Below are 13,780 nucleotides of genomic sequence, written 5' to 3' on the forward strand. Positions count from 1 at the left end.
AATTAATCGGCACCGGCGTCCCATTCGTATATGGCGATACATTAATCGCCCCTACTACAGGATTCGTTATGTCGTATGTAGTTGTTGTTTTACCATTTCCTGTTGGTGTATTACCACGGTTGCCTGCACCATCTATGACGACTACATCAAAGTAATATACCCCTTCAAGTGTCGGGTTAAAATTGAAACTTCCATCAGGAGCACTATTTGAACGCAATCCGCTATCTGTCCATGTCCCCGTTTCTCCTATTTTATACCATAATTCAACATTGCTTACGCCACTGGAAGTATCTGAAGCACCGGAATAGTTCACAACAATAGGTAGCGTATTTGCATTTGCAGGAGAAGTCATAGAACTTACGGTAGGGGTATCAATTTTAATACCACCGCCGGTATGTGTAGCACTGTTAGGAGATGTTAAATTTCTACCGCTAGCATCTTTTACTGTATTAGATACAGTGATAGTTACATCACCCCCTTCTCTCATTTCACCAGCAATCCAGGTTAAACGATAGGTATGCCCTGTCAAAAAGGCTACACTAAGTGGGTTAGCACCTAATGTTCCTCTACCTGTGCCTGAAATAGTAAAACTACCTGCAGTAATTGTGCTATTGTCCATTTGTTGGCTGAAAGTAACATCAACGGTCCTTGTTCCAGAAACCTGAACACTACTTACAGTTGGTGCTGTAACAGTCGCATCGGATACAATTCTCACATTGTCAACGGTTACTGAATTGATACCTGTTTCGCCTTCACCAAACTGAAGTAGAATTCCATGGGGGAAACCATCCCATGCTCCGGTATGCCCAGATGGCTGACCTGTGGTATATGGAATAAGAAAGTTATATCGTTTAATTCCTTTATTGGTTGGAATAGTCCATTTTCTTGCGGTTTCATAATCAACGCCCATTCTCAAGCCATCTTTCCGCCAGGCAAAACGCAAGGTAAAATCGTTGCGGTCAACTTGTGTAGACGGGTTTACATCTACTTGAAGCCATTTATAAGCAGTAGTAGAGCCAATGACAAAGTTAAGGTTTTCAATTCCGAGTGTGCCCAAGCCAGTTACCGTTCCTACACCACTGGCAATATTTAAAGAAGTCCCACTGTAAGGTGAGTGTTTGGCAGATACCCAATTACCACAGTTTGTTCCATATAGATTATTATTGCCTGAAGTAGAGAAGTCCCAATCATACGGACCAGATGCCCAGGACAAGGAATTGTATAAGGTTATATAATCGTAATAAAATGTTGCGGTTGTGGCTTCCCAAGCGGGGTCAATTCGGAAATGCTGGATAGTTCCTGGAGCACCAAGCCATGAATTCCCCGATGTGGGGGTACCCATATCTACAAGAAGACATTGATAACCATTATTAGGATAAAAATAATAATTTTTGTTTACATATCCACCTCCACCCGTTCCGGGAAAACCAAAGGTTTGCATTCCTGCTGGGTCATTGTTTTGGTACCCTGTTATATTGGCTCTAATAAGCAAGTATCTATACGAAGAAGGGTCAAAGTGTTGGTTATAGACATGGATATAAGGGTCACCGCCATTGGTGTTGAAAGACAATACACCTGAACTCGCCTGTAAGTTGGTAATTTGATTTTCTGCAATCCAACCTTGTTTATGATTCCCTATATCGAATTGCCAATCGGGTATTGGTTCACGACGAAGCCCAATATAGTAAATTTTCACGCTACCACTGGGTAATCCACCTGTATCGAATCGAATTTGCCTTATCGTTTGTCCATTCCATGTATTTGGGTCTTTGCTGGTTTCACTTAATCGCTGAGGTATATTTATAAGATATGTGTATCTGCCAACCTTAGCATCAAATACAATAGATTTAGATTCAGTCCATGAACTATCCGTAGCTGTTGTAAAGAACATTTGGAAAGAATCATTAGCAGTATATTCAATATCTGCTTGTAACCAGGGGTAATCAGACCCACTTAATCGCAAGTCATCGGGGGAAAAAACGAAGGGGTCTCCACAAGTAAATTGGAAATATAAATAGCCTCCTGTAACCTGCTGGTTTGAAGCACAACTAAATCCACCCCAGCCTTCAAAGTCACCGGCGGTTTCAAAATCCCATACAGCACCACGCGAATCGCTACCGAATGTGATACCAAATCAGTGAATTTTTACATTACAGCCAGATAAACCTCCGGGGTCGAAGCGAATTTGTCGTATCGTTTTACCTAACCAAGAGTTCGGGTCTTTGCCTTCCGCAGATAACCTCTGAGGAATGTTAATAAGGTAGGTACGCCTTCCCGTATAACCTGTAAAGGTGATGGATTTCGGTTCATTCCAACCGCCATCGGCTGTGGTAATAAAAAACATCTGAAATGTTTGATTGGATGAAGCGGTAAACTCAATATCTGCGTGGAGATAACGGAAATTGGAACCATTTACATTTATGTTATCTGGAGAAAATATTTGCGGGTCACCTCCTGTAGTATCAAATGTTAATGCATCACCTGAAACACCAAAATTGGTTACCCAAGAACCTCCGGTCCATCCTTCTGTGTTTCCTGCAGTGTGGAATTCCCAAACGACAGGATATGAGGTAAAGGGAATGAAAATGATGAAAGATATAATCAGAACAAATAATAAATTCTTTTTCATTGATGAACTCCTTCTATGAGTGTATAATTCAAAAAAATTAGTTATAATAATATTATAAAGAAAAAATATTACAAAAGGAAAAGTATTATGAGGATAAAATTTGTTTATTTGTTTTTTCTTGCATTCACTTTTTGTCATTTTGTAATTGCCCAATCTTATAGGAATAACTCACAAGGGGAAGATAATATTTCATCGTCTTCATCATATTGCTACCAGAGATATACTGTTGAAAAAGAACCTTTTTCTTTCACAGAAAGATGGCGGGTAAAGAAGGACGGTGTTTCGGTTGGCAGTATTGAAAAAGAACCCTTTTCTATTACAGATACATGGAAGATTAAGGACTCTACAGGAAAAACTGTAGGCTCGATGGAAAAAGAGGCTGTTTCTATAGGGAATGAATATGCTATAAAAAATCCTTATGGGATTAGAATAGGAAAAATGGAGGAAATGTTGGGCGACTGGCAGATAAATCTTAATTGTGGCGAGAAATTAAACTTTAACGAATTGCCCTTAAATCAATGGGAAATTAAAGGAAAAAGCACTCGGGTAAAAATTGAACAAGAGCCATTAGGTTCATCCTATAAAGTTAAATCGGAAGGTATGTGTGATAGAAATCGTTCTTTGTTAGAACAACAACTACCTGCAATAGGTTCTGTTCCTATATTGGATAAAAATAATGAAAGTCGCAGGAAAAAACTTGTATCTGATGATGAACCTATAAATAAACCAAGAAACTATCTAAATCCATCGTTGAATACCATTCAAAACAATTGGAAATTGCCATCCTTTGAGGAAAGAAATAAAAATTTAACAAAAATCCCAGACCCTCTCGAAAATCTTAATAAATATAATTCCAATTCTCCAAATCTACTTGAGCCTTCATGGAAACGAGATAGGTCCATAGGAAGTTTCGATGGATATAATCAGATTAATTCGTTCGAAAATATAAGACCTTTGGGGACATCAAGTCTTTTTGATGAAGAATAATTTCGGGAATAAAAAAATTTAAAAATCTCTTGCATTTTTTTTAATTTTGTGTCATAATCTAATTAGAAAGTTGAATATAAAGGTTCGTAAGCGACCTTAACGAGTTTTGCGGGAACTGCTATAAGAGTTTCGACAAAGTCCCGAACAGGACTATACGGGCTACGGGTATAGCCCGCCAATATACAGCGAAACCATGCGGTTCCCGCTCTTTTTTAAAAGATGATAGTTAATCCGAGAATATTTTTTGCCAAGAATGCCCGAATTTATTACGAAATTTCTTCTATTCGTTTTTATTTATGGTTATTTATGTCGTTCGTGGTTATATAAAGGGTTTTATCGTAAAATCAAGGCTTATAATGGAAGAAATTCAGAAAATAAGGAAACTTCACATAAAAATATTTACTTCTTCATACGCTTTTTATTGGATTTGCCTGCTATGCCTATTTTTCTATTCTATTTATGTAATATAAATCCTAAATATTTTTTAGAATGAGATTTTTCGGGTCATTGAGCGTTCGGAGGGGATAGGTTCGGGTTTTTTTACGAAAACATATTCCATAGATGGGAATTTTTCCAGAGGGTGTTTGGATTCACTATATAATTGGATAAGATGGATTGTAAGAAGTAATCGGGCAATTCTTAGTTGTCGGGCATTTTGGTAGTAGATACGGAAGCCGTGCATGCAAGCTTGTTGAATTTTGTTTCGGAAGGTCATCGGAATATTGTTATTTCTTTGTCCCCATGTCCAGAGGTCGTCTATATCTTCAGATGGGGGCAATTTTTCCTTTTCTATTTCTTCCAGCATCTCATAGCACTTTATTAATCGGTCAAACCAAAAAAGAATAGCCCGATACCCTTCTTCCGAAATGTCCACTTCTATTTGTGCCTGGTCTATGGTATCTTTTGTTTGTTTATGCAGGTATGCCTCACGATTGGGATTGGGTTCGGGAATCATACGAACACGCATCCGTTCTAAAGAATCTCCGTAGTTAAAACTTTCTAATAAAACCGCAATGTCGAATTTGGTCGGAGAGAGAAGAGGGTATTCGTATAATAATTCCGCAGAAATTTCATCCTGAGATAGCACGCGGTCAATTTCAGTATCAATCTGGAAGCAACCAATTCGCCAATCGAACCACATATCGTGAAATAAAGCAATGAGATTTTCGCCAATGCCTGCAGGTTCTTGCTGTGTGATAGCCATGTCTATCAAATCTAATAAACGCTCTTCTAAAAATTCATGGGTTTTCCAGAAAATGCGATGGGAAAATACATGATGAAGGATGAAGAAACGGTCTATAATGATATTGGCTTTTTCTTCTGTAATGTCTGCGACTTGTTGAAATTTTTTTATCCATGAAATATTCCAATCCCGCAGTTCACGAGCCATACTGCTTTTAGGAATATGGGGTATTTCATCGAGCGCACCTTTGTCCACGCACGGTTCTAATATGAAAGGAGCCATTTCCATCTGGAATTGGGCAGGATAGTCAGCCCACATGATTAAAGTTTGGTTTGGAATAGAATAGAGATGAAATTTACTGAAATCGGTCATAAAGACATAATGCAAATTTTTATCGGAAAGTTCTTCAAATAACAATCGTGAGAGAGGACAAAAATCCAGATGATTGTTTTTTATGCTTGAAGGTAGTGTAAAAAGATGTTCAGGAACTATTACAAAACAAATTTCCTTACCGTGTTCGGATGTTAGCAAGAAAGGAAGAACCCCCGTACTCTTTGTTACCTCTGTTTCGGGGAGAGGAATAAAGGACTTCCAGCCCAATCTATGAAAAAACTCTTCAATATACCTATATCTTTCTATTCCCTGCGATGCCTGAGCCCATTTCCACCATGCTTCAGAAATCTGCAAGGCTGCACGATTATATGAAACGCTCATAAAACATTTTCCCCTTTCGGTATATTCAATTTGTTGTTTTCAATAATTCTCCACAAAAAATCTTCTCTGTTTCCGAGCAGGTCAACGGTTGCCTGTAGGAAATTTATCCATTCGGAATTTTTTTGTTCCATCTTTTCTGTGAATTCATTTGTAGTAATGACGGATACAGAAATTCCTTCAATAGATTCAGGAAAAGTATCGCCATTCGTTGTGACAATAAGTACTTGATTTTTGTCTGGGCTATAAAAAACAAGACGAACTGATTTGTTGTTATTTAGAATTGAACGAAGTCGGTCAATCGGGGAACATACTTTTAATATGAGAGATTGTAAAATAGGAACCAAGGGATGATTTTGGTCAATTTGATACCATGTCCTATTACCTTCTTTCCACTGATAGATAAGTCCAATTTGAGCAAGTCGTTCCAATTCTCTCTGAACAGCACGGAGGGGCAATTTTGTTGCACTTTCTACCTGACGCTGATAGAACATTCGCCCTAAATTTGTAAAAAGAACTAAGAAGACTTTTGTTCGTGCTTCAGAGCCTAACAAAGCCTCTAATGTAGTTAAATCAACTAAATTTTTATTTTCTTCACTAATTAATGTCTGCATTCTGTTATATGAAGTATACAGTTCATTATTTATTTAGGTTATTACATTCAATTATATAATCAATATATCAAAAAAAAACATGAATGTCAAATTATTTTTAATTAATTAGTTAATATAATTAGTTTTATTTTTCAATATAATAGTATAAGCACTAATAATTGTAGTATATCATTATACATTTGTTAGCTAATTATTTTTTTAGATAGAGGAAAATAATTTGTAAAATTTGAACAGCCTTTTTATATTTTATAAGGGAAAATAAATTTTAAATTTCAAAAATTGATTTTTATTCCTGTATTAGCAACAGGTCCTTCTATGTCTTGTTTATGTTCTCTCTTCAAACTTTCCACATCGAAACCGAACAAATATCCCATTCCGAAAAAGACATCCATTCGTCGAGTGGCAGGAAAATCTAATGAAATGAATGGAATAACAGATATAATGTCTATTTCTTTTGTCCTTGTATATTTTATTGGGAACCTAAAAACTCCAATCTTTGCATCACCCGATGCTTCAAAATTTGAGTAGTTTATGTTTAATGAAAGATAAGGTTTTGTGTCAAATATAGTCCTTTTCAAACGGCTTAAAAAAGGTTCGTCTTTAATAGATCGATATTCTGTTTTCCCAAGTGGGAAATAATCCATCCCGGCTTCGATGAGGAATTCTTCTCCTGTAAGGTCTAAACGAATTTTTAATGGACCATAATGATTACTATTATTAATTTTCCATATTCCACCACCAATTCCACTCCAAAAAGAAAAATATTTTCCACAATGCAATCCGATTCCAGCCCAGATGTCTCCGAAAAGACCTATTTGACGCATGTCTTTAAATGTCACAAAATCTTTCCAGCCCGGGACCATTCCCCTGCCTATTTCATTAACTATATATACAGGTTTCTCCGAATTCAATTCGGGAAAATATGCGTAATGTCCTATAATAAGATATAACCCCTTTGTCTTATCTATTTCTTTTTCCTCCTCTTGGGAATCACAACCAGTTATATTATCTTCTTGTAGAGTAAGTCTTTCATTTCTACTATTGGGCAATGATATATTTTTCCCGTTTACCTTTTCTATGGGAAAATTTTGTTTTTCATCCGCATTTATATACAATGAAATTAAAATAAGGAATACAATAAAAGATTTCCTTACTTTGATGAGATGATAAGTAATACATCGTTTTATGGCATTCAGAGGCTCCATATTCCTCAATAGCATTCTTTCCTTTTTTTACCCTATCTACTATTTATGTATTTTATGGATTTCATTTGAAATAATTCCATTTAATAGAAATTTTTCAATGAATAACCAAAATTGTTAAATACTAACATTTAAACAATTTGCAAATGAAAATAAAAAATATTCATACTATTTTAATGTCTATAAAATTAGACCGTAAAAGATACACAAAAAATTAACTCCATAAAGATAAGGAGATTTTTTTATGAATGAAAAGTTCAAACTCACACGGAGACAATTTAACAAAGCGGCAGCGTTGGCTACATTTGCAGTGATTTCAAAGAACATGGATGCAGTAGAGACAAACAGCGGAACCTTGAAAATTGGTTTAATTGGTTGTGGAGGTAGAGGTTTTGGTGCGTTAAAGGATTGTATGGAAGGGAACGAGAATATAAAAATTGTGGCGTTAGCAGATGTTTTTGATGACCGACTTAAAGACTGCAGAAAAAAATTGGAATCTATGCAGGGTAGGATGTATAAAGGTAAAGTAGAAATTGACGATGGACATTGTTTTGTTGGACTGGATGCCTATAAAAAGATTTTAGAAACTGATATTGATGTAGTTATCCATGCTACACCGCCTTATGCTCGTCCTATGCATGTGGAAGCCGCAATTGATGCAGGAAAGCATGTGTTTACAGAAAAGCCTGTAGCGGTTGACCCTGCAGGTATTCGCCGATTTATCAAGACGGCTCAAAAGGCGAAAGAAAAGAACCTGTGTTTGCATACAGGAACACAAAGACGCTCCAGCAATGCATATCGTGAAACAGTTAAGAAGATTCAAGATGGCGCCATTGGTGATATTATCGCAGCGCGTGTTTATTGGAATGGCGAGCTACCATTTTCTCATGACCGTAAGCCAGAATGGAATGATTTAGAGTATCGCCTTCGCAACTGGTATAACCAAATATGGACCTGTGGAGATAATATCGTCGAACAGCACATCCATAATATTGATATTATCAACTGGATTATGGGTACCCATCCTGTAAAAGTAGTTGCTTCCGGTGGTAGAGCATGGAAACCTCGTGAGGAGAAATATGGGGACCTCTGGGACCATTTCGAATGTGATTTTGAATATCCTAATGGCGTTCATATGTTTAGCTTCTCTCGCCATTGGAATAATTCAAAGAATGATGTTTTTGAACAAGTGTTCGGCACAAAAGGGAAGAGTATGTGCAATGATATGGGTAAGGATACAAAGAATCCGTATGTTCAAGAGCATATTGACTTTATTCAAGCCGTTCGGGGGGAAATTCCTTATTTGAATACGGGTATAGAATGTGCGGAAAGCACGATGACCGCAATTATGGGTCGTATGGCGGCATACACAGGGCAGGAATTAACATGGGATGAAGCTTTGAATGCAGATTTGAGTATTGTGCCAGAAGATTTAGACTGGAATAAATCTTATCCAATAGGTCCTATTCCTGTTCCCGGTAAAGCATAATATTCGATAATAATTTGGGCGGGTTGGATATTTTATTCAACTCGCCCATTTCAATCTATCGGGGTAATTTTTCAACCATTTATTACCATTAAATACGGTCGAATATTTTTTCGATAACCTCAATGATATTGGTTGGACAGGAATAAACACCTTTCACAGGAAGGGTGAAAACCTTTTCTACCTCTTTTAATAAATCAGTATTATCAGGCTCAGTTGTTGATAATAAAATCTGGGTTGTGTTGCAGGTTCGCAATGGAAGCAATAGATACTTCATACAAAAAGGGTATTCAAGTAAATATGCCTGTTCGATATTTACATGCTTTTCATTTATGAATAACAAAGGTATATTTTTTTGCAGGGATAATGCCTGAAACAAAACAATTTCATCAATCCATTCTTGTTCTAACAATAAAGTTCCCAATCGGCAATATTGTTTATCCTTCTGCAGGGTAAGCACTTCTTCCAATTGGGTATTGGTAATAAAGCCTGCTTTAATCAAAAGTTCTCCTAACTTTAAATACGGTTTCTCCTTTGCTTGAAGTGCCATAACCAAACGGGTATAGGTATCTTCATATTTGCTTTTCTCTTCAAAATTTTGTTCATCCCCTATTAATGCCAATTGCTCTTTCAATGTTTCTACTTGATATTGCCAGTATTTCACGGATTCGGATAGTTCTTCATTGCGTTGAACTGAGGCTCTGTATTCTTGCTGGAACCGCTCACTTTCTTTTTTCAAGCCTTCAATTGTTCGTAATAGTCCTTGACATTGTTCAATAATTTCTCGATGTTTTTGCTCTAATTTCTGTTGTTGCTCTTCCTGCTTCTTTTTTTCCGATATTGCTTTTGCCATTTCTGTAGATAATTTTTGATTTTCTTTAAGGATTATTTCTTTCTCTTTTACTAATTTATCCAATAGTTGCTGTTGCGTATCAATATAGGTTTTTAGTGTTGCAATATTCGTCTGCAATTGTGCAATTTGCGTTTTAAATTGGTTACTTTCAAACTGATATTTTTTAATTTCATCTTCCTTGTCCTTCAACAACAATTTTTGTTTTGATAATTTATCTTCTAACTGCTGTTCTATACTTTCTAATTCTGCTATATGTACCAGAGCATTGCTTAAATCTACTGTTGTATTCTGAATTTTTTTTGTAAGATTGAGTATTATTTCCTCCGATTCTGCATAGCGGGTTGCTATTTCTATATTTTCCTGTTGCTTTTGATGAAGAGCCTCCTGTAATTCCCTTAACTTCGTTTTGTCTGCCTGCTGGTCTATTTGTGTAGAATGTAGTTGCTGTTCTAATGCCTTTAAGGATAGTGCGGTTTCTTGTAATTGTTTTTTAAGAAGTTGTATTTCTTCGTTTAATAAACTTTTTTGCTGTTCAAATCCTTTTTTTTCTTCCCGAAGGTCCTGTATTACTTGAAGTAATTGCTCATTCTGCTTTTGTTCCTGTAACAGTTCTGATTTTAATTCCATCAAATCCAGAAGATAATTGTTTAACTGTTCGCTAAGTAATGAAAGTGTCGAAGTAGATTTATTCTTTTCTTGTTCCTTATCAGGTATTGGAGAATGTATATGCTTTTTATCACCACGAATATCTGATTTCTTTTTTTCTTCTCCAAAACCACTGCCACCTGACGGTGAATAAACGATACCCAACTTCGGGGTAAATATAGATTGTAAAATTAGGGCTATATCTTTTTTAAGATAAGAAAAGCATTTCTGGCTTTTTCGTGCAAAATTTTTAGTAAATAGGCTCATGGTTTTACTGGATTGAGAAGTGCCTCTATTAGACTGTTTTCAAATTGTTCTCTATCTTTCCAGGTTAAGGCACAACGGACAGGTCTACCATTATCATCGGGGTATGTTTTTCCTTCTTTATCAATGGACAGGTTTAATGTTTTAATTTCCACAACATCTTCTGACCATGTACAATAACCTGCTAATGTGTCATACAACACACTACTTTCATCCTTTGGATAATGTTTGCGATTTGTCCATATATTGTAATTGTCAATTACCACTTTTGCGAATGGAGATTGAGATTCTGCTATCTTTCGATATTTATCCCCTTTGAGAATAATAGTCCCACAGGTATCCAATGGAATAATCGTAATTTCCCACGGGGCAGAAAAAACTTTGCGGGCACTTTTCGCATCTCTACAAACATTGTATTCACAATCCCTACCTTCCTTCCCTCCATATCCGATATAAACACTCCCTGCCATAGAAACAACCCGTGCTTTTTGAGCAATGTCCGGTGCTATTTCTACAGCCTTTGCAATATTCATCATAGGACCAATAACACAAAGGATTATCGGTTCCTTAGCATTCCGTATCGTTTCGATCATAGTTTGTACCCCGTCTTCATGAATTTTGCCTTTATATGCATCTAATGAATATTTTTCTATCCATGATAACTGGTTAATCTCCTTATTACTTGTTTTTACCCCCTTACCTATAGGAATATCCGTTCGTCCGACGGTTTCCAGCATGCGTGCAACCAATTTTACTTTGGCTTCTGTGTCATCACAGGCAGTAACAATAAGTTTTAGGTCTACTTTTCCCGCCCCTAAAAGATGCATCAATGCCCATGTATCATCAATATCATCGCCAATGTCTGTATCAAGGATAACTTGAGGAAGAGACATTGCACTACATGAAAGCAGACATAAGAGGAGAAATAGATGTTTGTTCATACGAAATTCCTTATAGTTATCAGGTTATTAATTTTCCAGCAAGCAATAACGCACCTACGAGGACTACCTGTTCCCCTAATTCGCAAGGTGCAATTTCATACCGATTGCGAAATGGAGTAAATACAATTTTGTCAACAACAGCACGAATACGATTTAAAAGCACATTTCCCATTAAAGAAACACCTCCACCCATAGCAATCCGTTCCGGATGAAACAGGGTAATTACATTAGCAATCGCCAGCCCGATAGATTGAGCAATTCGGTCTAATTCCTCACAGGCGAAGGCGTCTCCTTCTTCTGCGCACTTTCCTAAAAGGACGCAGGTCATAAGGTTGATATTGCCCCCTGTTTTTGTCCATAGGGAACTTTCTTTGGGCACATAGTTTTCCTTTTGTAATCTTTTTTCAATACTCCAACCTGAACAGATGTTTTCAAGTTTGTCATAAGCACCCCGTTCTGTTTGTGTCCAATTCGGGACATAAGTATGGCCAATCTCACCGGCACCGAAGCCCTGTCCATCATGCAACTTCCCATCTATGATAAGGGCTCCACCAATGCCACTGCCGATATTCATATAAAAGAAATTCCGCGTTCCTTTGCCTTTGCCGCATACAAATTCAGCCCAACCTGCCGAATTAGCATCATTGACAAGAACTGTTGGAATAGAAAAGGTATCTTCAAACCATTGTCGAAGAGGAAAACCCTGCCAGCCAGCAATTTGATGCGAAACCAGCACTTTCCCTTCAATACTATCAACAGGTCCCCCGAAGCCAATTCCAATACTTTGCACCTTTTGCCCTTCCGCTTCCGCTTTTTGAATCTGCTTTTTTGTTGTTTCCGTAACCCAATTTAAAATCTCTCGGGATTGCCAATCTTTTTGAACGGCTCCTCGTTCTAAATGATAAATATTCCCCTTTTCATCACCTAAAACAACCTGTAATTTGGTGCCACCGATTTCAATCCCTATCAACATCATAACTTCCTTATCTCTTCTCTAACTTTGCCTATTGTCCTGCGAGGTGCAATGTATTTTTTTGTCTATACCATCCGAAGATTTCTTTTTTGCACATAAAGATTGAATAGACTGTTCCTGTTGAGGATTTTTACCTTTTTTTTCAAAGTATTCTTGGATCATTTTTTGAGAAAAACTCGGCTCATATTTTTTATAAGTCTCGAACCGTTTTTGTACTTCAGGCAAATAGAACTTATCGCAATACTTTTTTTCTAAAATATTCAGCACGATCCTTTTCCGCATTGCCCAGAAATGAGAATTATTATACGACTCGTCAAATCCGGGTGTTATGTAATTTCGCAAATCTATCGGTCGAACCAATTTCCACTTGCCATCTATCCGTTCAATATACGGTGGTTTACCTCCACATAGGTCACGGGCTAAGCAAAATCCCTGAAAATTTGCTTCTAAATCGCCATGGGAAAATATTCCATCAACCAATTTGCCAACAAGATTATCTTCGTGCACAATTCCCCACAAAACAACCTTTCGCATGGCTTCTTCTTCTGTATATCCTTCCTGCAAATGACGGCAATATCTCTGGTAATATCTCCTGCCAAACCCTAAAAAGTGACACATCTTGTCAATGCCAAAATATATGTCGCCTACGCGTATCGTTCGAGCCATAGGTAAAAAGAAATAAGGAAAGGCAAACCCACGATGGATACTCATTTTCAGATAAGTTTGCTTACCGACACTAAAATCGGGGAATTTTTCGATCTGCGGGGCATTGCGGATAAATGTGCGTACACGGGACCAGCCCAAAAACTGAAAGAAATGGTAATAGATAGCAACGGTCAATTCCTCCGGGTCTTCAATCGGTTTTGCCCGCTTATTGACCGCTTCAAGATAATTCGATAACTCTTCGTTAAAATAGCGGTTCAATTCATCTGCCGAATCTTTCAATTCAATACCCCATGTCAGGTATTGGTCTGTTTCTGCACAATAGGCGACTGGCAAGATAAGTAGGGATAGAATTGCAAGAAAGAAAATAAAAACTACCTTTTTCATAATACCACCCAAAATCTTCAATATAAAATAAATTAAGAATTTTTCAAGTAAAATATTTTAACAAAACGAAAACAGATTAACAATTCAGGAATAGGTAAAAATGAAATTCAAAGGGGAGGGATTTATTTCTTCAAATGTTAGGAAGCATTAAAAAAGTGCCGGAGAGGGGACTTGAACCCCTATGCCCTTGCGAGCACATGGACCTGAACCATGCGTGTCTGCCAATTCCACCACTCCGGCAG

At 37.1% G+C, this 13,780-nt stretch carries 12 protein-coding genes and 1 tRNA gene; 2 read left to right on the plus strand and 11 right to left on the minus strand.

What is annotated here, in order from left to right:
- The 3 genes from PLA12_12545 to PLA12_12555 form a co-directional block, all read right to left on the minus strand.
- Window positions 1-1,891 (minus strand): Ig-like domain-containing protein (locus tag PLA12_12545; GenBank protein HOQ33324.1); only part of this gene is annotated, 1,891 nt, incomplete at its 3' end.
- 62 nt (window positions 1,892-1,953) lie between these two features.
- Window positions 1,954-2,133: a hypothetical protein gene (locus PLA12_12550; GenBank protein ID HOQ33325.1), complete on the minus strand. Its 180-nt coding sequence runs from the start codon at window positions 2,131-2,133 to the stop codon at window positions 1,954-1,956.
- A gap of 1 nt (window position 2,134) precedes the next feature.
- On the minus strand, window positions 2,135-2,629 hold the full coding sequence (locus tag PLA12_12555; protein HOQ33326.1) for a hypothetical protein: 495 nt from the start codon (window positions 2,627-2,629) through the stop codon (window positions 2,135-2,137).
- Between the two features lie 87 nt (window positions 2,630-2,716).
- Here PLA12_12555 and PLA12_12560 point away from each other — a divergent pair, with 87 nt between their 5' ends.
- Window positions 2,717-3,616 carry a hypothetical protein gene (locus PLA12_12560; GenBank protein HOQ33327.1) on the plus strand — a complete coding sequence of 300 codons (900 nt, stop codon included), beginning with the start codon at window positions 2,717-2,719 and terminating at the stop codon, window positions 3,614-3,616.
- Between the two features lie 484 nt (window positions 3,617-4,100).
- Here PLA12_12560 and PLA12_12565 read toward each other — a convergent pair whose 3' ends face one another.
- The 3 genes from PLA12_12565 to PLA12_12575 all read right to left on the minus strand — a co-directional run bounded on the left by PLA12_12565 (window position 4,101) and on the right by PLA12_12575 (window position 7,344).
- The gene (locus PLA12_12565) at window positions 4,101-5,513 is read right to left on the minus strand and encodes a hypothetical protein (protein HOQ33328.1); all 1,413 of its coding nucleotides are present in this window, start codon (window positions 5,511-5,513) and stop codon (window positions 4,101-4,103) included.
- Complete coding sequence (locus tag PLA12_12570) at window positions 5,510-6,124, minus strand: hypothetical protein (GenBank protein ID HOQ33329.1); 615 nt, start codon at window positions 6,122-6,124, stop codon at window positions 5,510-5,512. The genes PLA12_12565 and PLA12_12570 overlap by 4 nt, the downstream gene beginning before the upstream one ends.
- A 272-nt stretch (window positions 6,125-6,396) precedes the next feature.
- A complete protein-coding gene (locus PLA12_12575) occupies window positions 6,397-7,344 on the minus strand; it encodes a hypothetical protein (GenBank protein HOQ33330.1) in 948 nt (315 codons plus the stop codon).
- 226 nt (window positions 7,345-7,570) lie between these two features.
- Here PLA12_12575 and PLA12_12580 point away from each other — a divergent pair, with 226 nt between their 5' ends.
- Window positions 7,571-8,815, plus strand: a complete 1,245-nt coding sequence (locus PLA12_12580; protein ID HOQ33331.1) for a Gfo/Idh/MocA family oxidoreductase — start codon at window positions 7,571-7,573, stop codon at window positions 8,813-8,815.
- A gap of 88 nt (window positions 8,816-8,903) precedes the next feature.
- Here the strand turns inward: PLA12_12580 and PLA12_12585 are convergent, their stop codons facing one another.
- The 5 genes from PLA12_12585 to PLA12_12605 all read right to left on the minus strand — a co-directional run bounded on the left by PLA12_12585 (window position 8,904) and on the right by PLA12_12605 (window position 13,778).
- On the minus strand, window positions 8,904-10,577 hold the full coding sequence (locus PLA12_12585) for a hypothetical protein (GenBank protein ID HOQ33332.1): 1,674 nt from the start codon (window positions 10,575-10,577) through the stop codon (window positions 8,904-8,906).
- Complete coding sequence (locus PLA12_12590) at window positions 10,574-11,515, minus strand: nucleoside hydrolase (GenBank protein ID HOQ33333.1); 942 nt, start codon at window positions 11,513-11,515, stop codon at window positions 10,574-10,576. Before PLA12_12590 ends, PLA12_12585 begins: the two co-directional genes overlap by 4 nt.
- A 19-nt stretch (window positions 11,516-11,534) precedes the next feature.
- Window positions 11,535-12,488 (minus strand): ROK family protein, encoded by a 954-nt coding sequence (locus PLA12_12595; protein ID HOQ33334.1) that lies wholly within the window; start codon window positions 12,486-12,488, stop codon window positions 11,535-11,537.
- Between the two features lie 21 nt (window positions 12,489-12,509).
- On the minus strand, window positions 12,510-13,538 hold the full coding sequence (locus PLA12_12600) for a hypothetical protein (protein HOQ33335.1): 1,029 nt from the start codon (window positions 13,536-13,538) through the stop codon (window positions 12,510-12,512).
- 156 nt (window positions 13,539-13,694) lie between these two features.
- Window positions 13,695-13,778: transfer RNA gene (locus tag PLA12_12605), tRNA-Leu, on the minus strand.
- Between the last annotated feature and the right edge of the window lie 2 nt (window positions 13,779-13,780).

Source organism: Candidatus Hydrogenedens sp., from assembly GCA_035378955.1.
In the GTDB taxonomy this organism is placed as follows: Bacteria; Hydrogenedentota; Hydrogenedentia; order Hydrogenedentales; family Hydrogenedentaceae; genus Hydrogenedens.

Excerpts from the sequence above, each read along its gene's own strand:
- PLA12_12595 (HOQ33334.1), bottom strand. The coding sequence starts at position 12,488 with ATGTTGATAGGGATTGAAATCGGTGGCACCAAATTACAGGTTGTTTTA.
- PLA12_12585 (HOQ33332.1), bottom strand. The coding sequence starts at position 10,577 with ATGAGCCTATTTACTAAAAATTTTGCACGAAAAAGCCAGAAATGCTTT.
- PLA12_12555 (HOQ33326.1), bottom strand. The coding sequence starts at position 2,629 with ATGAAAAAGAATTTATTATTTGTTCTGATTATATCTTTCATCATTTTC.
- PLA12_12580 (HOQ33331.1), top strand. The coding sequence starts at position 7,571 with ATGAATGAAAAGTTCAAACTCACACGGAGACAATTTAACAAAGCGGCA.
- PLA12_12600 (HOQ33335.1), bottom strand. The coding sequence starts at position 13,538 with ATGAAAAAGGTAGTTTTTATTTTCTTTCTTGCAATTCTATCCCTACTT.
- PLA12_12575 (HOQ33330.1), bottom strand. The coding sequence starts at position 7,344 with ATGCTATTGAGGAATATGGAGCCTCTGAATGCCATAAAACGATGTATT.
- PLA12_12565 (HOQ33328.1), bottom strand. The coding sequence starts at position 5,513 with ATGAGCGTTTCATATAATCGTGCAGCCTTGCAGATTTCTGAAGCATGG.
- PLA12_12590 (HOQ33333.1), bottom strand. The coding sequence starts at position 11,515 with ATGAACAAACATCTATTTCTCCTCTTATGTCTGCTTTCATGTAGTGCA.
- PLA12_12560 (HOQ33327.1), top strand. The coding sequence starts at position 2,717 with ATGAGGATAAAATTTGTTTATTTGTTTTTTCTTGCATTCACTTTTTGT.
- PLA12_12570 (HOQ33329.1), bottom strand. The coding sequence starts at position 6,124 with ATGCAGACATTAATTAGTGAAGAAAATAAAAATTTAGTTGATTTAACT.